Here is a 19,002-nt window from a genome sequence, read left to right on the forward strand (position 1 = left end):
AAAGAAAAAAGGCAGGCGCTGTTATGTACTGGACACTCGCGATTGGTTTGCTCATCATGGCAGTCATTCTGTTCTTGGCAGCCGTCACCACTTCGACAGCGTATAGGTATAAACATCCCATCGACCCAATGTCCGACAAACGGATCGACCAACAACAAACCGGCCCAAAGCAGCCGCAGTAGCGGCGCGGGCCGGCTTGTTCATCAGCCAAACACCTTTTTTAGCTCTTCTTTTTCCTGCGACAGCCAAAAGCGCAGCAACTGTTTGGCCGCCTCAAGGTCATGCAGCTTCGCTTGGCCGCATTGCCGCTCGGTCGCCGCCGGCACTTCCGCCGCCTCGAGCGCGTCCTTCATCGCTTCTTCCAGCAAATCGATGACGTCGTCCACGGTCGGCGATCCGCTGACGACAAGGTAAAACCCGGTCTGGCAGCCCATCGGCGAGATGTCGATAATATCGAAATGATCGTATTTCGCCGCATGTTTGCGCAGCGTATACGCCAATAAATGTTCGAGCGTATGAATCGCCGCCGGATCCATCGCCTCTTTGTTCGGTTGGCAAAAACGAATGTCAAACTTATTCACAACGCCGTCGCTGCCGACTTTGTGAACGCCGCAGTGCCGCACGTACGGCGCTTTGACCGCGCAATGATCGAGCTCAAAGCTTTCCACTGGTGAAGGCATGTTCCATCACTCCTGACCATTTAGTTTCGTTTTTATCATAACCAAAACGGTGCCCGTCCCGCACCTTTTTTGCCTGCTTCCGCTCCCCGCTTTCCCTGCGCGCGTCTTTTCTTGAATATCGAACCCATTTGTCCTATGCTAAAGATAGTGAAACACGGAAAAGTTCCATGGGCAGCGTGATCTGCCCTCCACCCGGGGATGAAAATCCGCGTCAGTCCTGCATTTTCACGGAAAGGAATGGTGTCGGTTGGCCCAACTCATGATCGCGCTCATCCGCTTTTACCAGCGGTTTCTCTCCCCGCTCAAACCGCCGACATGCCGCTTTTACCCGACCTGCTCGAACTACGGGATCGAAGCCATCCGCCGCTTTGGCGCGCTCCGAGGAGGATGGCTGACGACAAAGCGCATTTTGAAGTGCCATCCGTTCCATCCGGGCGGTTTTGACCCCGTTCCTGAACCTTCTCAACGTCTGAAAAAATAAAATAGTCGTCTCTTTGCCATAATTGTCTTTGACCGATCACGCCCCAAATCAACAGTGGCTGCTTTCCTTGATCCTCGCCGTTTGCTCAATACGGCGATCATATTTGTCTTTACAAGTCGAACGCCTCTTTTGATGAGGAGCCACAAAATCACTTCCCTCTTGCCATTTAGTTCATTTTTTTATATGATCGATCTTGTTAAATCGTAATGATTACTATTTTCGAGAGGGAGCGGGACGGATGAACAAAATTTCTGCGGTTATTTAGGGGCTGGAAAAACAACTTTGCTTCATCATATTTTGCACATGGCTGACCGATGAGAAGATGAAGGAAGAGTGGGCTTTGTTTCCGAATCCATTTCCTTTAACCTAAACAGCAATCGATCATTTTCAAATCGTAATCATTACGATAAAATAAAACACACACATCTGTCAGTATAAGAAAGGAGTTCCCTATGAGAACAACGTCCATCCTTTTGTCTCTCCTTTTGACGCTGAGCGTTTTGCTGTACGGCTGTCAATCGAATCCGGAGACAAACGAAGCGCAACCATCGAAAGACCGGCTAACGATTTACACGACGGTATATCCGCTCGAAGACTTTGCGAAGAAGATCGGCGGCGACGCGGTAATCGTAAAAAGCGTATATCCGCCGGGGGCGGAAGCTCATACGTTCGAACCGACGACGAAAACCGTGCAGCAAATTGCCGAGGGGGACGCTTTCATTTACATCGGCCAAGGAATGGAACCGTTCGCCGAAAAGCTGAAAGAAACGTTGCAACATGAGCATGTCCGATTTTTCGTGGCCACCGAAGGCATTGAATGGCTTGAAGCCAACGATGAACACGAACATGAGCATGACGAAGCGCACAAAGACGAACAAAGCGAAAACGATCAGGCAGACCATAACCACGGACACAGCGAAGGCGATGAGACAGACCATAACCCCGGACACGGTGACCGAGACCCCCACGTGTGGCTTGATCCGATCCGCTCGATCGTGATCGCCGAGAACATTCGCGATCTGCTGACGGAACTGAAGCCGGAAAAAAAAGCGCAGTTTCAGAAAAACTTCGAAACCGTAAAAACAAAGCTCGAGCATCTTGACGCCCAGTTCCGATCGGTCATCGAAAAAGCGCCGAAAAAAGAAATTCTTGTCTCCCACCAAGCGTATGGATATTGGGAAGACCGCTACGGCCTCAAGCAGCTGAGCGTTTCCGGGCTGTCGCCAAGCAACGAACCATCGCAAAAAGCGCTGGCGCAGCTGATCGAAACGGCGAAACAACATCAGATCCGCTATATGATTTTTGAGCAAAACGTTCATCCGAAAACAGCGGAAGTGATTCAAAACGAACTCGGCGCCAAACCGCTCCGTCTTCATAACTTAGAATCGCTGACCGCTGAAGATCGAAAAGCGGGGCGCGATTATTTTTCCATCATGGAGGAAAATATTCGCACATTGCAAACAGCGCTTCAATAACCACATCCCGAAGGCGTCTCAACCAGCGATGAGACGCCTTTTTTTCTCGCCGCATGGCCTCGCGCTTGCCCCCAACAGGCCGGTAAAAAACCGCTAATTCCCTTCAGCAATGGGGGCAGGACTGATGCAACAAGGTTTTTCTCGTTGAAAAATGAGATGGCAAAGCCGGATCTACGAGTAAATCACTGACCCTCCAAGCCAGCGCGGTTAAGAACGAACGCTTGACGCCCCGCTCAACATCACGCCTATTTCAAGCCCCAAGCTAGCGCATTAAGGACGTCCCCCTTTTTGCACCTGTGACTAGCGAGAACTTCCTTCTTCTTGCTCTTTTCTTTCGCGGAAACAGAAAAGACAACATTCGGAATAACTTACGAAACATTGGCAAACCATAAAGAAAAAAAGAAAGGAATGGCTGAACGTGGATGATTTGGTGATTGCCCGCAGCTTATTCGGGACGACGATGGCTTTTCATATCATTTTTGCCACGCTAGGCGTCGGAATTCCGCTGTTGATTTTATTGGCGGAGCTTCTGTACCAGAAGACAAAAGACCGCGATTACGCCGTTATGGCGAAACGGTGGACGAAAGGATTGGCGGTTTTGCTTGGGGTCGCCATTCCGTCCGGCACCATCGCCGGGGTGCAGCTGTCGCTCTTATGGCCGGGGTTTATGGAAGTGATCGGAAAGGTGATGTCGCTTCCGTTTCAAATTGAGATTTACGCCTTTTTTATTGAAGCGCTGTTCATGTCGATTTATGTGTACGCCGCTGACCGCATCTCTCCATGGATGCGGATTGTCAGCGTCTGTTTTGTCGCCCTCGGCGCCAGCGCTTCCGCCATTTTGATTACGAATGTCCATGCGTTTGAAGGCACACCGGCGGGATTTCGGATCGAAAACGGCGAAATCGTCGATGTCGACCCGTGGGCGGCCTTTTTCAACCCAAGCTTTTTCGTCACGGCCGGACACGTCGTTTTGTCCGCTTATATGACCGGGGCGTTCGTGTTGGCTTCCATCGCCGCTTATCAGTTATTGCGCGCCCGACAGGACGAACGAGTGCGCCGGTTTCACCAAAAGGCGCTCAAGCTCTCGTTGACCATCGGCGGCGTCTTCTCGCTGCTGACCGCGATCAACGGCCATGAATCCGCCCAGCTTTTGCACGAGTACCAGCCGGAAAAACTGGCCGCCGCTGAAGGGCTGTTTGACACCCAATCCCATGCCCCGCTGGCCATCGGCGGATGGACCGATCCGAAAACGCAATCGGTCAAATGGGCGATCGAAATTCCATGGGCGCTCAGCTTTTTAGCCGGCAACCGTTTCGACACGGTCGTCAAAGGGCTGAACGACTTTCCAAAAGAATGGTGGCCACCGCTGTTTGTCCACACACTGTTCAACGCCATGGTAGGGATCGGCATGTTTCTTTTGGTTTTATCCATCGCGGCTTGGATTTGGCAAAAGCGGCGAGCTTCTCTCGATTTTCCGCGCTCGTTTCTCTACAGTTTCGTCGCCGCTGGGCCGCTGGCAGTAATCGGCATTGAATGCGGCTGGATTTTCGCCTGCACCGGAAGACAGCCATGGGTCATTTATCGGATGATGAAAACAGAAGACGCCGTCACGCAAACGGAAAATTTAGCGCTCCTGTTCGCGTTGTTCGTGGCCATTTACGTTTTGTTGAGCATCGCTGTCGTGCTCGTGCTTCGCTACTATTTCCGCCGCCATCCGGTGGCGGATGACCTGCAACCATCGCCTAGCGAAGACACGTTGTCCGTCTAGAAGGCTGGTGAAAAACGGCTGAGCCCCTTCATCAATGGGAGAATGTGCGGAAAGAAGGACCGATACAACAAGGTTTTTCTCATTGTAAAGGCATATCCACGATGACATCACCAGCCTCCTAGAAGGCTGGTGAAAAAACGCTGTTTGCCTTGATCGATGATGGAACGCGTGAACATAGAAGCTGATGCAACCGGTTTTTCTATTTGAGAAACGATTGCGAGAAGCGGTTGCGTGAGTAAATCACCGCCCCCCTAGAAAGGAGAACGTTGATGACAAACGAGTTGATCGCTGTTTCGGTGCTGTGGGGATTTATTTTCATCTATGCGGTCATGGCGACGATGGATTTTGGCGCCGGGTTTTGGTCGATGATCTACATCCATCGCGCCAGAGCGAACGCCACGAAAATTGCCAACCGCTATTTATCGCCCACTTGGGAGGTGACCAATGTCTTTATCGTCGCGATTGTCGTCGCCTTGTTCAGCTTTTTTCCCGGCGCCGCTTTTCTGCTTGGGACGGTGCTGCTTGTCCCCGGCAGCATCATTTTGATCTTGCTCGCCATCCGCAGCGCTTTCTTGGTCTTTGCCCACGTGGCGAAAGAATATGAAAAAGCGCTCACTTATATTTCCGGCCTCACCGGCATCATCATCCCGGCTCTGCTTATCAGCGTGCTGCCGATCACGCATGGAACGTTCATCGAGGTCGATGCGGGCGTTCCGACGCTCGATTTGAAACGCTTTTTTACGAGCGCCCATGCCTATTCCTTTATGGGCTTTGCGATTTCGAGCACGCTGTTTCTCTCCTCTCTCTTATTGGCGGATTATTCGCTTGAAGCCGGAGATCGGGAAGCCTACCGCCTATATCGGCGCGACGCTTGGATCACGGGGCCGATTTCGCTGCTGATGGCCGCAGGCATCATGTTGACGATGCGCAACGAAGCGGCATGGCTGTATGACAACATGATGAAGTATTGGCCTTGGCTCGCCGGCTCGGTAGCGATGTTCGCCGCCGCGGGCATGGCGTTGCTGCTGCCGTCGGCGAAGCATCCGGGCGTGCGGGGACGGCCGCGGTTGGCGGTCGTCGCGATTGTCATTCAATATTTTCTCGCCAGTTACGCCTATGGAAAAGCCCATCTGCCCTATATGGTGTATCCGGATGTGACGATCGAGTCGGCCTTTACCCATCCCGACACATTCCGGGCGCTGTTTGTCTCCTACATCGTCGGCTTCCTGATTTTGTTTCCGGGCTTCGTCTATTTCTGGCGGCTGTTTATGCACGACAAACGCTATGTGCGGCCAAAATAAACAGACAGAAAAATTCCATGGGCAGCGCGACCTGCCATCCACCCGGGGATGAAAATCCGCGTCAGGCCGGCATTTTCACGGGAAAGTTCCAGGGGCAGCGATCTGCCCTCCACCCGGGGATGAAAATCACCGCTCGCCGGCGTGGGATTTTCACAGAAACCTTCCATGGGCAGTGTGATCTTCCCTCCACCCGGGGATGAAAATCCGCGTCAGTTCGGCATTTTCACGGAAAACGCGCGGCCAAAATAAATGGGAAAAGGCGCTCCACACAGCTAGAGGCGCCTTTCCCCAGACCGCCGCGCGACAGGAACCCCGCAAGGCCTGTTTCACCGTCTCCCCTCGCTATTGCAACGAGCGGACGTAGGCGGCGATCGCCGCGATTTCCCCCGGCGTCAACGTCGACACTTCTTTCGTCCGATGGCGGCGGATCGCTTCCTCGATCGTTTTCGCGCTGCCGTCATGCAAATACGGAGCGGTCGCCCAGACGCCGCGCAGCGTTGGCGTATCCCACTGCTTCGGCGTCCGCGGGTTTGTGAACCGGGCGCGGGCGTCGCCTTGGGAGGCGCGGTCCTTCGGATTGGCCGTGCCGATATCATGCAAATAAGCGGTATTGGCGGTCGTCAATTTGCCGTCCGGCCCGACCGCTTTGCCGCTGTCGGTGAAATATTCGCCCCCATGGCAACGTAAGCAATTCCCTTTCCCGTTAAAGAGCCGCTCCCCTTCCTGCGCTTCTTCCGTCAAACGGCCGTCCGCCTTTCGGTACGGGCTTTTCGGCACTGGGAAGGAGCGGGGGTCATTCAAGTAGGCGAGCATGGCGTCAAACATATGCTGGACGTTCGGCGGCAGCGGCTTGGACGGGTCGATCGCCGTCATGCCGCCCATCTCACCTTGCACCGTATGAATATAGTCGGTAAAATCGTCGCGCGAGCCGTCCCACATAAACAACCCTGTTTTCGTCGCCAAAATGTTGCTCGGCACGTTGCGCGGCCCTTTCGCGGTCATGAGCGTCAAGCCGTTGATGTCGCCGTCGCTATGGCACGACGCGCAGCTCATCCAGTTATTCCCCGTTATATTGATGGCGAATTCGTCGCTGTTTGCGCTGTAAAAGATCGTTTTCCCTTCGCGCACGAGCGGAGAGAGAGAATCTTTGGCAATGAGGCGGATCGTGCCGTCTTCCTGCTTCGCTTTCGCATACGGGCTTTTTCCACCCGTATTGATCACCGCGACATCATGGCTCATGGCGTTGTGGACGTACAAGACGTTTCCTGTGGGCGAAATCGCCACCCCGCGCGGATTGTTGCCGTGGATGCGGCGCAAAATTTGTGTCGCCTTGCCGCCGCGGCGCAAGTCGAAGACGACGAGATCCTCGCTGCCGGACATGATCGCGTAAGCTTTGCCGCCGTCCGGCGAAAACGCCACATCGTACGGATTGGAGACGATGATCGTCTCGTTATGGACATCGGTGACATTGATGGCGGCAAACAGCTCTTTCCGCTCGTTCGTCAACTCAACGTCGTTCGTCACATCAATGACCGAAATGGCTGGAAACACCGTTTCCTCAAATTGAATCGGCGTGTCGACGTTCGTCAATAAATGCGGAACGTACGCCTTCTTCCCGTCCGGCGCGATGACGATTTGCTCGAGTGTGTTCGGGAGGCCTTGGCTTTTTTTCCGGTCGACTTGATCCGGCGACGGGGCGAGGGCGATTTCCTTGATGACCTTCCGTTTTTTCGCGTCAATCACGGTGATTTTCGCGGCCAAATATTGCGTCACGTACAGCTTCCTTCCGTCCGCTGTCAGCGCCAGTGCCCGCGGACGGTCCCCTGCTCGGATGTCTTTGATTCGCTTCCCGTTCTCGGCGTCAAACACCGAGACCGTGCCTGAGCGGTAGTTGGCTACGTAGACTTCTGTCCCATCGGGGCTCGTGACGATACCGAACGGCTCGATGCCCGTTTTCCAACGATCGATGACTTTCCGCTTGGCAAGCGACACTACGTCCACTTCATCATCATACATACAGGAAACATACAGCGTCCGGCCATCCGGGCTGAGTGCGAGCTGGCGCGGTTCGCGGCCGACGGGAATCTCCGCCTCCTTTTTCTTCGTTTTCGTGTTGACGATCGTTACCGTATCAACGTCAATGTTGGCGGTGTAGACATAGCGTCCGTCGCTGCTGATGGCGATATTGTCGCCGTGCGCCGGGGCGTGCCTTGTCGTTTTCGGCTTTTCTTGCCACGCTTTCTCGGCTTGGCAGCCGGCCAACAAGACGGCCGCCACCACGGCGAACCACCATGTGCGCATTTCCATTCCCCCGTCTTTTTACGAAAATGATAACCATCCTCAATTTTACAAAGAAAAGCGGCGAATCTCAATCCCATTCGCCGCTTTTCGTTCCTGTTAATTGCCGCCAGATCCGGTTTCGATTTTGACCGTCCGCAGCACCGGCGCGATGCCGTATTTGCCGCCGGCTGACTGCACTTGCGGCACATGGTCGCGGTCGGTGTTGCCCAATGTTTTCCCTTTGATGTACACATCCCCCGTATCCCAAAACTCGCTCGCCTGCATCCCTTCTGCAAGCGTCGGCCCGTCGACGATCCGGTCGTAAAAGTCGACGTAGCGGGAGATAATCGTTTCGCGTTCCAATGCTTTCGCCGTCTCACCGGCTTGGTCGTTGTTCAAGTTTTGCAGCGCGACGCGGAACACGCCCGACAACGCGCCGGCGAGCCATGGGGTGTACTCGTCCTCTTTTTCACCGGTATGGTACACATGCCATGTTTTATCCCAAAAATGGCGGTCCATCGCCTCGTAAACACGGCGCGCCGCATCGCGGTATGCTTCGTTTTTTGTCGCCAAAAACGCCGCCGTCAGCCCGCGGATGGCGCCAAGCTGGGCAAGCAGCGTCGGCTCCTCTTGATCCGGCCCTTGGCCGATCGTATAGCCGTTAGCCACCAACCCATCTTTTCGCATCAACTGTTTCAAAATAAAGTCCGCTTGCCGGCGGATCAGCTCAAGCGCCCGCTTTCCTTCCGGCGTGCCGAGCCCTTTGGCGCTCTCGCCGCTCGCATAGCCGACCGGCATCCCATCAATGGCGCGCTCAAAAATGCGGAGCGCTTCCATCGTATAACCGGCGTGGAACGTATCGACCCGCTTTCCTTGCGCATGGCCGTCATGTTCGGTCACAAACGCGCCCGCTTGTTCGTTGAAATGCATGGCATCGATGTTGCGAAACACTTGCAGCAGCACGTCGCGGTTGACGGAATACGGGTCGTCGGCCGTGCGGTCGTTGGCTCGATCGGCATCGACATTTTCCTTCGCCGCTTTCGGGAACGGGCTTCCGTCAAACACGGCTAAAAACGCCGGATTTTGGTTTTGGTTTTCCGGACGCTGATCCGTCATGCCGAAAAACTCCGCCGCCGGCCAAAGCATCAGCCATTGATCGGCAAGCAAGCTGCGAGGATCTTTGACGACCAGCTTCGCCGCATCCGGCGCCCGCTCGCTTCCCCCTTCGGCCACTTCCACGGCATGCGGCAAATAGACCAATCCGCCGCTTGGATTGTAGCGGCTGCCCGCTGCATTCGTCAACATTTGTCGCTTCGCATCATAAAACAAATGATCGCGGATAAAAGCGAGCTTGTTCCATATTTGTTCCGTCAAAATCATCCCTTGCAGCCCGTCGGCGGAGCTGACACCAAGAGCGACGTTCCCACTTCGGTCGTCGTTTGGCGTTTTCGCTTCCACTTCTTCGTCGCTGTCTTTTTGGTGGAAATTGCCCAAAAAGTCGCCGGCCCAAAGCGCCTGCTTCAAAAAGACGCCACCGTAAGCTGCCGGCGTGAGCACTTTCTCCATTTTTCCGCGATCCCAACGGAGCGATTGAAAATCGACTTGATAGACAGGAACGTATGTGCCGTCATCATTTTCCGCGTACACGTCCGTGTCGACCTTTTGCGCATAATGAGGGTCGCCGCCGGCATATTCAATGAACGTCGGAAACATGTTGCGGAAAATTTCCTCGCGCGGATAGCCGACGCTGTCAGCAAGTTCATAAAAACGGTCGGCAAGCGCCTGATCGGCAGGCTTTTGCTGTTGTTCCGCGCGCTTTTTGGCGATCGGGCCGTGAATGAGATGAAGTCCGAGCCCGGACTTTTCCACGACTTCGTACATCGCCTCTTCGGAATATTCGTACGACTCGATGCCGGCCGTATAGTCAAATTTCGTCGGCTTGTCAAGTTTCCTAGCATCGAGCGTATCCAAGTCCAGTCCGAGCCCTTCCGCCAGCGGTTCGCCGGAAAGCTCAAACTCCGAGTAGGCAAACATATTGCCGGCCGTATCAAACCGATCGTCCGCTACCGGCACGTGCAGACGCGGCGCTTCCGCTGAACGTTTGTCCTCTTTTTCCCCGACGCCGGAACAGCCGGACGCCAACAGCAGCGACACCGCCGCCGAGGTCGCCATCACTTTCCAAGGCATGCGTTTCATCGTTCGTTCCCCCAAACATCATTGATGATCGTTTAGCAGATCACAGCACGGTTGCTGTTGCGCCAGAAAAACCGCCGTTCCCGCCATGCCGGTCTGCCGCGATGGATCTGGATGGCCTTCCCCTTTTCCGTACCGCTTGAGAACCATGGCTGAACACCGTCGCTTTTTGCCGGAGACGCTAATGATTGAATCACGCAGACCGCTTTCCAGCCTAGTTTCTCAAACGGAAATCGCTTCTTCCCCTCCTCATCGGTCAGAGGAAAGGATCTTTTTTCAAGGCGGCTGATGATGTAATCGCGCAAACGGCTTTACCATGTCATGTCTTAATTCGAAAAACCTTGTTGCATCGGTCCTGCTTTCTGCTCATTCTCTCATTGGTTAAGGGAATGGGCGGCTTTTCACCAGCCTTCAAGAGAAAAGGGGGCCGCTTTATCAAATAACGATTTTCATTCTCACCAATGTCCATTATACGTCGTCATCTCTTCGTATTCAAGCGGAAATCCATTCGATGCGCCGTCCCCCTGTCCATAAAAAGCAGCATTCCAGCTCGCACGGGCAAAATCCAGCCGCTTTTTGACATACAGCCGGAGCCGTTTCTTTGCAGCGGCGAATCGCTTCCTCTTCTTCCTGCCATAACAGCACGCGGACGCGGTCGCGGTAAATGATGTACACTCGTTCCTCAGCTTCAGCAGCCATTCCGATCGGCCGGTACGCCGCTTCCTCGGCCGCGCCAAAAAACTGCAGCAAATGATCGGTCACTTTCGCCAACACAAGCCCGTAGTGCAGCGGGGTTGGAAACGCCGACAACGACAGGAGCGGGCGATACATCTCGATCAGCTTGAGCAACTCTAGCGGCGATCGCAAGGAAGGGGCGGTTTCGCAATACGCCTTGACGACGCAGCGGAGAAAACGGTGAACAGCGCCAATCCCAGCGCTTGGCAACTCCTGATGTCCCGTTGGCATCGCTGCCACCTCCTCGTATCTTTTATCACCGGTGAAAAGCAGCTTATCCATCTTTGCCTCCGTTCGCAGAAAGGGCTTCTCATCGTTGACCGAAGGAACAGAAAACGACACCTGATGCGATGCAGCCACGTCGTTTGCCAGCGATTCAGCCGCTCCTACTAGGCCGGTGAAAAAGGCTGTTTCGTTGCCCAATGAGAGCAGATGAAAAAAGAACTTGTGTTTTCAAGTGTGCCGATGCTTCGATCACCCTTTTTCCCGCTTGCCCGGAAACATTCATCGGTGCGCTTCCAACTGTTGAATGACTGAGTGAATCGAGCTCCATGACCGTCTGGCAAAATAAATAGGCTTGTCTTTGCTTTTCGCTTTTTCTTTCACTTTTTTCGCCAAATTGTGGTTCACGTAATCGATCATTACTAAAATGGCATCAACGTGCTCAGGAATGTCCTGTCTTACCATATTCACTTTTCGACCGCTAATATGAATGATCTCGCGAAATCCAGAATCGGCCAATTTATCGGAAATGTTGCCCAAATGATCAGCTCCAACGACAAGCAACGACGCCATAAACGCCATTCTCCTTTCCCAATCGTTTTGTTTTTATTTTAATTGAGAATGATTCTCTATGTCAATAAAAAACCTTCGTTTCAGCCAATGATTGCATTCATAAATTCTCCGGGAAGCGCCATACTATGGATGCAGGCGATTTCATGACAACAAGGGGGATGACTGATGGCGAAGGATGTTCTTTGTGAAGTGCGCAACTGCCACTATTGGGCGGAAGGAAATCGCTGCAGCGCTGAGGCCATTTATGTCGTCAGCCATACGGGAAAGATGGCATCGGATTCATCGGAAACAGACTGCAAAACCTTTATTCCTGCCGATGAAGCGTAACGCCCAGCCCATCGAGCGCTGCCTGTTCCAGCGGGCGGCGCTTGCCTCATGTAAGGGGGATTGACGATGAATAAGCGCCTAAGCCTCATTCAAGCGTTTCGATCGGAAATGAAGCGGGCTGCCCGCGGAACCGCTTTGCTCCACATCAACTCGTTCACTAATTTATGGGAATATGAAATTGGGGCATTTGATGGGTTGCCGAAGGATATCGAACGGCTTGTCGCCGACCGCGCCGCCGAGCTCGGGCTGATGGACGAGTAGGCCTGAACCATTGCACCATCGGTTCTTCTTTTTCACCCGTTCGCTCATGGATGAGGACAACTCCTGTTGTTCACCCACTTTCTAGAAGTCCGGTGAAAAACCGCGGTCGCACACCAATCGATGGCATTTTCATTCAGAAGAGAAAACTGGTTCTGCAGGTTTTTTCTAATTGAGAAATGAGTGGAATCAGTCGTTTTCGCACGAAATCACCAGCCTCCTAGAAAAAAAGCCGGCGCCCGCTACGGACGGGACGCTGGCTTTTCCTCTGCCGGAATGAGCGTTTTCAATTCGCGGCGCAGCAATTTTTGCGCGGCGTTGCGCGGCAGCCGGTTGACGAAGTAAATGCGGGCCGGCACTTTGTATTTTGCCAACCGCGCGCGACAGAACGCGCGCAACGCTTCTTCATCCGCTGCGGCGCCCGGTTTGAGGCGGACGAAGGCACACGGCACTTGCCCCCATGTTTCATCCTCGATACCGGTCACCCCCGCTTCCTCAACGTCCGGATGCGAAAGCAGGACGGCCTCGATTTCAGCCGGGTAGACGTTTTCTCCTCCGGAAATGATCAAATCGGAACGGCGGTCGAGAACGTACAAAAATCCGTCTTCATCCAAGTAACCGATATCGCCAGTGTACAGCCAGCCGTCGCGAATCGCGGCCGCTGTCGCCTCAGGGCGGCGCCAGTAACCTTTCGTCACGTTCGGCCCTTTGACGACAATTTCCCCCGCTTCGTACGGAGCGGCCGTCTTTCCGTCGTTCTCGATGCGAAGCTGAGCGGGAAAGAGCGGTTTGCCGGCCGAACCGAGCTTCGTCAAGCTGTATTCCGGGGCAAGAGTTACTATTTGCGATGCCGTTTCCGTCATGCCGTACGTTTGATACACCGGTATGCCCTTGTCTTTGCACGCCTCCAAAAGCGGCCGCGGCGCCGGCCCGCCCCCTAGCAGCAGACAGCGAAACGTGTCCGGATAACGCGCATCCCCAAGCGCCGCAAGCAACCGCTGCAACATCGCCGCCACGACCGACATGACTGTCACCTCGCCGCGCATGATCCAGTCGTTCGCCTCTTCCGGATCAAACGATGGCTGCAAGCGCATCGGCATGCCATAGATGACGCTGCGCATCACGATCGACAAACCGCTGATGTGAAAGAGCGGCACGGCGGCAAGCCAGCAATCGTTCTCGTGCACACCCAAATTAAGCGCTGATCCGACCGCGCTCCACCAATGGTTGCCGTACGTTTGCATTACTCCTTTCGGCGCTCCAGTGGTGCCGGATGTATACATGATCGTCGCCACATCGTCAAGATCACACGTCTCTTTCTCATCGACCTCCGCTTCCGGAAGCGCCGCTAGTTCTTCGACCGATAAAACGCGGCCGTCGCCACCCAATCGCCCCGCCAAATCATTATCGGCGATGACGAGCCGGGCGCCGCTGTCATCAAGTTGCCAACCGAGTTCGTAAGCCGTCAGGCGCACGTTCAGCAGCAACACCCGAGCCCCAAGGAAAAACAAGGCGTGAACGAGCTCCACCATTTCGATGCGATTTTTCATCAACAGCGCGACGATCTCGCCCTCTTTGACACCGGCCCGAGCGAGACGGCGCGCCCAAACGGCCGCCGCTTCATGAAGCGCCGCAAACGTTTTTGACCGCTTTCCATCGCTAACCGCGACTCGCTCCGGCGTCAAAAACGCCCGTTGCTTCAGCCAATTCGGCATCATCGTCATCGGCTTCCCTCCGTTTCTTCGTTTGTCAACTGTTTTTCATCGCCCTAATAGGGAAAAAGCAGCTCGACGCACGAGGTCGAGCTGCTTGGCAGCGCTCACGGGAAGCGCGGGAATTGGCCGAAATCCGGTTTCCGTTTTTCCTTGAACGCCCGCATTCCTTCCTTCGCCTCTTCGGTCGTGTAGAAAAGAAGGGTGGCGTCGCCAGCGAGCTGTTGGATGCCAGCCAACCCATCGGAATCGGCGTTGAACGCCGCCTTTAAGAAGCGAATGGCGGTCGGGCTTTTTTCCAAAATTTCCTTCGCCCATTTGACGGTCTCTTCCTCAAGCTGATCAAGCGGGACGACTTTGTTGACGAGCCCCATCTCGAGCGCCTCTTGAGCGTTGTACTGGCGGCACAAATACCAAATTTCGCGCGCTTTTTTATGGCCGACGATGCGCGCTAAATAGCCGGCGCCATAACCGCCGTCAAAGCTGCCAACTTTCGGGCCGGTTTGTCCGAAGATGGCGTTGTCAGCCGCAATCGTCAAATCGCAGACGACATGAAGCACGTGGCCGCCGCCGATCGCATAGCCAGCGACCATCGCGATGACCGGTTTCGGAATGACGCGGATGAGCCGCTGCAAATCGAGCACGTTCAAGCGCGGAATTTCGTCCTCGCCAACGTATCCGCCATGGCCGCGCACTTTTTGATCGCCGCCTGAACAAAACGCTTTGCCGCCGGCGCCGGTCAAAATGATGACACCGATGTCCGCATCATCGCGCGCCTTCGTGAACGCATCAATCATTTCGTTCACCGTTTTCGGCCGAAACGCGTTATGTACTTCCGGACGATTGATCGTAATTTTGGCGATGCCGTCGTACGTTTCATAAATAATGTCTTCATACTCATACTGCTTCACCCATGGAAACGGCATTCACAATTCCCCCTTGTCATGAATTCACTTACTATTTTAGCAAAAATCTCGGGCTGTTCCACGTGAATTGCATGTCCGGCTTGACTCACGGACATCCGTTCGCTATTTGGCAACCGCTCTCGCATTTGGGTCGCAAGGCGACAAAACTTCTCATCTTCTTCCCCACATAGGAGAAGAACGGGCTGCTGCACCCCGCCAAGCTGCTCCCAAAACGACGGCTGCACGCCGGTGCCCATTCCGCGCAAGCTGTTGGCCAGCCCCACCGCCGTATGGCGAAGCCGCTCACGGCGAAGCGCCGCCCGCACTGGCGCCGGCAACCGCCGTTGTGTCGCAAACAATGGAATCTGCTCCCAATAGTCGACAAACGCGCGCACGCCCTCCTGTTCAATCCGGCGCGCCAACGCCTCGTCCGCTTCTCGCCGCGCGCGCCGTTCCGCTTCTGTTTTCAGCCCCGGTGAACTGCTTTCAAGAATGAGACGGCGGACGCGGTGCGGATAAAAAATAGTAAACGCCAAAGCTAGACGTCCTCCCATCGAATACCCGAGCACGTTCACCTGTTTGAGGCCGAGCTGATCAAGAAGCGCAGCCAAATCAGCCGCGGCCCGCTCGATTCGATAGCGCATAGCAGCGGCCGGTGCTTCGGTCCGCCCATGCCCCAACAGATCGACGGTGATACAGCGCCAACTCGACCAATGCGACAGTAGCGGACGCCATGTGTCAGCGCTGCCGGTAAACCCGTGAAGCAACAACAGCGGTTCCCCTTCCCCATATTGTTCCACATGGTAATCAATCCCATTCAGCTTCATATCGATTCCGTTCCTCTTTGTTCGAGAAATTTCGCAATTTCCTGGGAAACCTCATCCCATAGCTGTCGATGCATGCGGACGTTTTCCGCCCGCGACGTCCGCACTTCGACAACATTCAGGCCGCCGCTGTGGAGCGCTGCTGAGACATGGCGGCGAAATTCCTCCCATGTATGAGGCTGGGCATAGCGGCCTCCGTATAGATGAACCGCATGGTGAAACGATAGATCGGTCGGCGTGCCAAACAGCGTTTCGAACGCTCCTTCATAGCGAGCCTGCGGCAAAAAGGAGAAAATACCCCCACCGTTGTTGTTCAACAAAATGATCGTTGCCGACAGCCGATGCATGGCGGCGGCCAACAGCCCATTGACATCATGGTAAAACGACAAATCGCCGATCACGAGCACAAGCGGATCCGTGACCACACTGGCACCTAGCGCGCTCGAGACGACACCGTCGATACCGTTGGCACCGCGATTGGCCAACAGGCGAATCGATTTGTCGGTGGTCCAAAAAAACGTATCGGCATCGCGAATTGGCATGCTGTTGCCGACAAAGAGCGCCGCACCGGGCGGCAGCAGCTCAGCGAGTTCCGCGAACACTTTTCCTTCAAACCATTCGTCAGACGGCAGACGCTCCCGCAGCACGGTGCGGGCAAGGGCGTTGATCTCCCTCCAAACAGTCGACCAAGCGCCAGCGCGCGGCTTCGGTTCAGCCATGCCAAGCAGCTGGCGACAAAACGCCGCGGCATCGCTATGGATGAAGCACGAAGCCGCCAGCGTCGGATCGCGAAAGCCGCCGTCATCGACGACAATTTGCCGGATAGTGCGGTGTTGTTTCAGCCATAAAAAGAGCGGTTTCGACACCGGCATGGCGCCAAAGCGAAGCACCACGTCCGGGACAAGGTGGGAAGCGGCCGCTTCCTGCCGCAATATGGCGTCGTAGCTGTCAATCACATACGTTTTGTCATGCGAGCCGGCGCGTAGCTGGGAAAGCGGATCGGCGAGAATCGGGAAATCCAGCGCGCGCGCAAGCTCCGTCACCGCTTCAGCAAAACCGGGCTGATCAAGCGGTCCGCAAACAATCAGCCCACGCTCGGCCGCCGCTAACTGCTCGTAAACCATCGCCGCACTGTCGTCCGCCAGCATCGAACGACCGCTCAGAACTTGCGGCGCTTTGGAAACGGACCGCACGCTCTCCCAAACGCCATCATCGATCTCCGGAACAAGCGGCTCGCGAAACGGGGCGTTGACATGGACGGGACCAGCCGGGGCGCTTGCCGCCATCGCCGCGGCCCGCGCCGCCATCGTCCGCGCATAGCCGATCATCGCATCGGTCTCTTCCGGCAGCGCCAAGTCGACAAACCATTTTGCATATCGTCCGTATAAATGCAGTTGGTCAATGGCTTGCGGCGCTCCGACATCGCGCAGTTCGTGCGGGCGATCAGCCGTCAGCACGACCAGCGGCACCCGCGAATAGTGCGCCTCCACGATGGCCGGCCAATAGTTGGCCGCCGCCGTCCCGGACGTGCATACGAGCACGATCGGCCGCTGCTTCGCTTTCGCCATGCCGAGGGCAAAAAACGCGGCGGACCGCTCATCAATGTGCATCCAAAAGCGAAACTTAGGATGAGCCGCGATCGCCATCGCCAACGGCGTCGAGCGCGACCCCGGACTGATGACCGCTTCGGTCACCCCAGCCTGCGCCAAGCCGTCGACCAACGCGGCCACGTACAACGATAACGCCTTAGTCATTATCCATCACCCCTAAAGCGGATCGCATCGGTCTCATTTTCACCGCTGTTTCCTCATACTCGCTGTCCGGGTCCGAATCAGCGACAATGCCGCAGCCGGCAAACAGAACAGCATCGTTGCCAGCGAGCAGCGCAGAGCGAATGGCGACCGCCCATTCCCCGTCACCTTCGCTGTTCACCCAACCGATCGGGGCAGCGTACCACCCGCGGTCTAGCGGCTCAAGGGAGCGAATCGCCGCCAACGCCCGTTCGCGCGGCGATCCGCCAAGCGCCGGTGTCGGGTGAAGCAACTCCACCAATCTGAGCACAGACGGCTCGCGGCAACCACGGCCGACGACCGGAGTGCACAAATGCTGAATGTGCGGCAGCTTCAGGAGCTGCGGCTGTGCGGGCATTTCCACCGCCTCACAGACCGAGGAAAAAAGGCGGTGAATCATGCGCACGACGAATTGATGCTCCTCACGATTTTTCGCATCCGCCTGCAACCACGCGCCAAGCCGCTCGTCCTCATTCGGAGTGGCGCCGCGGCGCACCGATCCGGCCAAGCATACAGAACGGCATGTCAGCCCAATCTTTTCGACAAGCTGCTCGGGAGAAGCGCCGATCAAACAGCGGCCATCTTGTTCAAAAGCAAACAAATAGGCAAACGGCTGCTGCTCGCGCAGGCGGAGAAGCACGGCGGCCGGATCGGGCGATTCTGTGAACCGCAAGCGGCGGGCGCGGGCCAGCACCACCTTGTCCAATGAACCGGCGCGAATTTGCCCGATGGCTTCACGCACCGCGGCAAGCCAACGATCACTCGCTTCCTCAACATCGGAAACAAGCGCGGGCAGCGCCGCCGGAGCATCCGCGCGCAGTGAAGCGCGATCCAACAGCCGTCCGACCCGCTCCATCTCTCGCTCTCCTTTTCCGCCGACAGGCACCGTCACCGTCAGCTGTGCCCGCCCGTCGCGGACGGTAAGAAGCACCGCCGGAGCGATGAGCTTAGCGGCCGGAAAACGACTCCATAAACCGGTTCGCTCCCGATGCGGATCAAACGAAAACCCGCCGAACAAGAGCGGCGGCTGATGGACTTCGCCATAGCTGACGACACGCTCGCTCCATTCTTGACGCTTCGCCTCCATCTCGGCAAACCGGTCATCGCCGTTATCCGTCTCCAATGTGCACACCGAGCCGAGGCCGACTAGAACTGTAGTCCCGCTTGGATTCGACCAAAAAAACCGTTCGCGAAATCCGCACGCCGGCCCTTGCATAAAAAAAGAAACCGGATCGATGTGTTCCCACGGTTCCGTCCAGCTGACAAACGGCCTCGCTGCACGCGCCGTCCATTTATGCAATTGTTGCTGAAGCTGATGTCGAAATCCAATGGCCATTCATCCTCACGCTTTCTTTCGCAAAGTTCCTTCCCCATCCCAATTCCTATTATATATAGTAGGAAATAATTTATCTATCGGAAAGGGTTGACACGCTTTCACCGTTTTCCTACACTTATTTTGAACGTAAACGAACCGTACT

The 19,002-nt window shown here is 55.4% G+C and carries 18 protein-coding genes and 1 pseudogene; 8 read left to right on the forward strand and 11 right to left on the reverse strand.

Annotated elements, in window-relative coordinates:
* The first annotated feature begins 23 nt into the window (after positions 1–23).
* A complete protein-coding gene (gene ytzI / locus ACTVIM_RS13910; RefSeq protein ID WP_445612938.1) occupies positions 24–182 on the forward strand; it encodes a YtzI protein in 159 nt (52 codons plus the stop codon).
* Between the two features lie 21 nt (positions 183–203).
* Here ytzI and ACTVIM_RS13915 read toward each other — a convergent pair whose 3' ends face one another.
* Entirely contained in the window at positions 204–680 is a 477-nt protein-coding gene (locus ACTVIM_RS13915; protein ID WP_033018295.1) for an S-ribosylhomocysteine lyase, read from the reverse strand.
* A gap of 259 nt (positions 681–939) precedes the next feature.
* On the opposite strand from ACTVIM_RS13915, the gene yidD reads away from it, so the two are divergent.
* The 5 genes and pseudogenes from yidD (at position 940) to ACTVIM_RS13940 (ending at position 5,705) form a co-directional block, all read left to right on the forward strand.
* On the forward strand, positions 940–1,161 hold the full coding sequence (yidD, locus tag ACTVIM_RS13920; protein ID WP_407652269.1) for a membrane protein insertion efficiency factor YidD: 222 nt from the start codon (positions 940–942) through the stop codon (positions 1,159–1,161).
* 273 nt (positions 1,162–1,434) lie between these two features.
* Positions 1,435–1,479 (forward strand): annotated as a pseudogene (locus tag ACTVIM_RS13925) (hypothetical protein); the annotation flags it as partial.
* 134 nt (positions 1,480–1,613) lie between these two features.
* Complete coding sequence (locus ACTVIM_RS13930; RefSeq protein ID WP_445612939.1) at positions 1,614–2,636, forward strand: metal ABC transporter substrate-binding protein; 1,023 nt, start codon at positions 1,614–1,616, stop codon at positions 2,634–2,636.
* 418 nt (positions 2,637–3,054) lie between these two features.
* Positions 3,055–4,404, forward strand: coding sequence for a cytochrome ubiquinol oxidase subunit I (locus ACTVIM_RS13935; protein ID WP_445612940.1), 1,350 nt, complete (start codon positions 3,055–3,057; stop codon positions 4,402–4,404).
* Positions 4,405–4,673: 269 nt separating this feature from the next.
* A complete protein-coding gene (locus tag ACTVIM_RS13940; RefSeq protein ID WP_445612941.1) occupies positions 4,674–5,705 on the forward strand; it encodes a cytochrome d ubiquinol oxidase subunit II in 1,032 nt (343 codons plus the stop codon).
* A 342-nt stretch (positions 5,706–6,047) separates the two neighbouring features.
* Here the strand turns inward: ACTVIM_RS13940 and ACTVIM_RS13945 are convergent, their stop codons facing one another.
* The 5 genes from ACTVIM_RS13945 to ACTVIM_RS13965 all read right to left on the reverse strand — a co-directional run bounded on the left by ACTVIM_RS13945 (position 6,048) and on the right by ACTVIM_RS13965 (position 11,708).
* Positions 6,048–8,006: a beta-propeller fold lactonase family protein gene (locus ACTVIM_RS13945; RefSeq protein WP_445612942.1), complete on the reverse strand. Its 1,959-nt coding sequence runs from the start codon at positions 8,004–8,006 to the stop codon at positions 6,048–6,050.
* A gap of 96 nt (positions 8,007–8,102) precedes the next feature.
* A complete protein-coding gene (locus ACTVIM_RS13950) occupies positions 8,103–10,181 on the reverse strand; it encodes a hypothetical protein (protein ID WP_445612943.1) in 2,079 nt (692 codons plus the stop codon).
* Between the two features lie 32 nt (positions 10,182–10,213).
* Positions 10,214–10,483, reverse strand: a complete 270-nt coding sequence (locus tag ACTVIM_RS13955) for a hypothetical protein (RefSeq protein ID WP_445612944.1) — start codon at positions 10,481–10,483, stop codon at positions 10,214–10,216.
* 187 nt (positions 10,484–10,670) lie between these two features.
* Positions 10,671–11,144, reverse strand: coding sequence for a hypothetical protein (locus ACTVIM_RS13960; RefSeq protein ID WP_033018306.1), 474 nt, complete (start codon positions 11,142–11,144; stop codon positions 10,671–10,673).
* Between the two features lie 273 nt (positions 11,145–11,417).
* On the reverse strand, positions 11,418–11,708 hold the full coding sequence (locus tag ACTVIM_RS13965; protein ID WP_033018307.1) for a DUF2325 domain-containing protein: 291 nt from the start codon (positions 11,706–11,708) through the stop codon (positions 11,418–11,420).
* 165 nt (positions 11,709–11,873) lie between these two features.
* Here ACTVIM_RS13965 and ACTVIM_RS13970 point away from each other — a divergent pair, with 165 nt between their 5' ends.
* On the forward strand, positions 11,874–12,035 hold the full coding sequence (locus ACTVIM_RS13970; protein WP_081897246.1) for a DUF1540 domain-containing protein: 162 nt from the start codon (positions 11,874–11,876) through the stop codon (positions 12,033–12,035).
* A 66-nt stretch (positions 12,036–12,101) separates the two neighbouring features.
* Entirely contained in the window at positions 12,102–12,296 is a 195-nt protein-coding gene (locus ACTVIM_RS13975) for a hypothetical protein (RefSeq protein ID WP_033018309.1), read from the forward strand.
* A gap of 239 nt (positions 12,297–12,535) precedes the next feature.
* On the opposite strand, the gene ACTVIM_RS13980 is transcribed toward ACTVIM_RS13975, so the two are convergent.
* The 5 genes from ACTVIM_RS13980 to ACTVIM_RS14000 all read right to left on the reverse strand — a co-directional run bounded on the left by ACTVIM_RS13980 (position 12,536) and on the right by ACTVIM_RS14000 (position 18,860).
* Positions 12,536–14,017, reverse strand: a complete 1,482-nt coding sequence (locus ACTVIM_RS13980; RefSeq protein WP_033018310.1) for an o-succinylbenzoate--CoA ligase — start codon at positions 14,015–14,017, stop codon at positions 12,536–12,538.
* A 95-nt stretch (positions 14,018–14,112) separates the two neighbouring features.
* Complete coding sequence (menB, locus tag ACTVIM_RS13985; protein WP_033018311.1) at positions 14,113–14,931, reverse strand: 1,4-dihydroxy-2-naphthoyl-CoA synthase; 819 nt, start codon at positions 14,929–14,931, stop codon at positions 14,113–14,115.
* The gene (menH, locus tag ACTVIM_RS13990) at positions 14,913–15,743 is read right to left on the reverse strand and encodes a 2-succinyl-6-hydroxy-2,4-cyclohexadiene-1-carboxylate synthase (RefSeq protein WP_445614368.1); all 831 of its coding nucleotides are present in this window, start codon (positions 15,741–15,743) and stop codon (positions 14,913–14,915) included. The genes menB and menH overlap by 19 nt, the downstream gene beginning before the upstream one ends.
* Positions 15,734–17,488, reverse strand: a complete 1,755-nt coding sequence (gene menD, locus ACTVIM_RS13995) for a 2-succinyl-5-enolpyruvyl-6-hydroxy-3-cyclohexene-1-carboxylic-acid synthase (RefSeq protein ID WP_445612945.1) — start codon at positions 17,486–17,488, stop codon at positions 15,734–15,736. The genes menH and menD overlap by 10 nt, the downstream gene beginning before the upstream one ends.
* A complete protein-coding gene (locus ACTVIM_RS14000) occupies positions 17,481–18,860 on the reverse strand; it encodes an isochorismate synthase (protein WP_445612946.1) in 1,380 nt (459 codons plus the stop codon). Before ACTVIM_RS14000 ends, menD begins: the two co-directional genes overlap by 8 nt.
* Positions 18,861–19,002: the final 142 nt, after the last annotated feature.

This window comes from Geobacillus sp. YF-1 (assembly GCF_052692335.1).

What these genes read in the sequence shown, in the direction of transcription:
- ytzI (WP_445612938.1), top strand. Translation starts at nt 24, where the DNA reads ATGTACTGGACACTCGCGATTGGTTTGCTCATCATGGCAGTCATTCTG.
- ACTVIM_RS13915 (WP_033018295.1), bottom strand. Translation starts at nt 680, where the DNA reads ATGCCTTCACCAGTGGAAAGCTTTGAGCTCGATCATTGCGCGGTCAAA.
- yidD (WP_407652269.1), top strand. Translation starts at nt 940, where the DNA reads ATGATCGCGCTCATCCGCTTTTACCAGCGGTTTCTCTCCCCGCTCAAA.
- ACTVIM_RS13930 (WP_445612939.1), top strand. Translation starts at nt 1,614, where the DNA reads ATGAGAACAACGTCCATCCTTTTGTCTCTCCTTTTGACGCTGAGCGTT.
- ACTVIM_RS13940 (WP_445612941.1), top strand. Translation starts at nt 4,674, where the DNA reads ATGACAAACGAGTTGATCGCTGTTTCGGTGCTGTGGGGATTTATTTTC.
- ACTVIM_RS13945 (WP_445612942.1), bottom strand. Translation starts at nt 8,006, where the DNA reads ATGCGCACATGGTGGTTCGCCGTGGTGGCGGCCGTCTTGTTGGCCGGC.
- ACTVIM_RS13950 (WP_445612943.1), bottom strand. Translation starts at nt 10,181, where the DNA reads ATGAAACGCATGCCTTGGAAAGTGATGGCGACCTCGGCGGCGGTGTCG.
- ACTVIM_RS13960 (WP_033018306.1), bottom strand. Translation starts at nt 11,144, where the DNA reads ATGCCAACGGGACATCAGGAGTTGCCAAGCGCTGGGATTGGCGCTGTT.
- ACTVIM_RS13965 (WP_033018307.1), bottom strand. Translation starts at nt 11,708, where the DNA reads ATGGCGTCGTTGCTTGTCGTTGGAGCTGATCATTTGGGCAACATTTCC.
- ACTVIM_RS13970 (WP_081897246.1), top strand. Translation starts at nt 11,874, where the DNA reads ATGGCGAAGGATGTTCTTTGTGAAGTGCGCAACTGCCACTATTGGGCG.
- ACTVIM_RS13975 (WP_033018309.1), top strand. Translation starts at nt 12,102, where the DNA reads ATGAATAAGCGCCTAAGCCTCATTCAAGCGTTTCGATCGGAAATGAAG.
- ACTVIM_RS13980 (WP_033018310.1), bottom strand. Translation starts at nt 14,017, where the DNA reads ATGACGATGATGCCGAATTGGCTGAAGCAACGGGCGTTTTTGACGCCG.
- menB (WP_033018311.1), bottom strand. Translation starts at nt 14,931, where the DNA reads ATGCCGTTTCCATGGGTGAAGCAGTATGAGTATGAAGACATTATTTAT.
- menD (WP_445612945.1), bottom strand. Translation starts at nt 17,488, where the DNA reads ATGACTAAGGCGTTATCGTTGTACGTGGCCGCGTTGGTCGACGGCTTG.
- ACTVIM_RS14000 (WP_445612946.1), bottom strand. Translation starts at nt 18,860, where the DNA reads ATGGCCATTGGATTTCGACATCAGCTTCAGCAACAATTGCATAAATGG.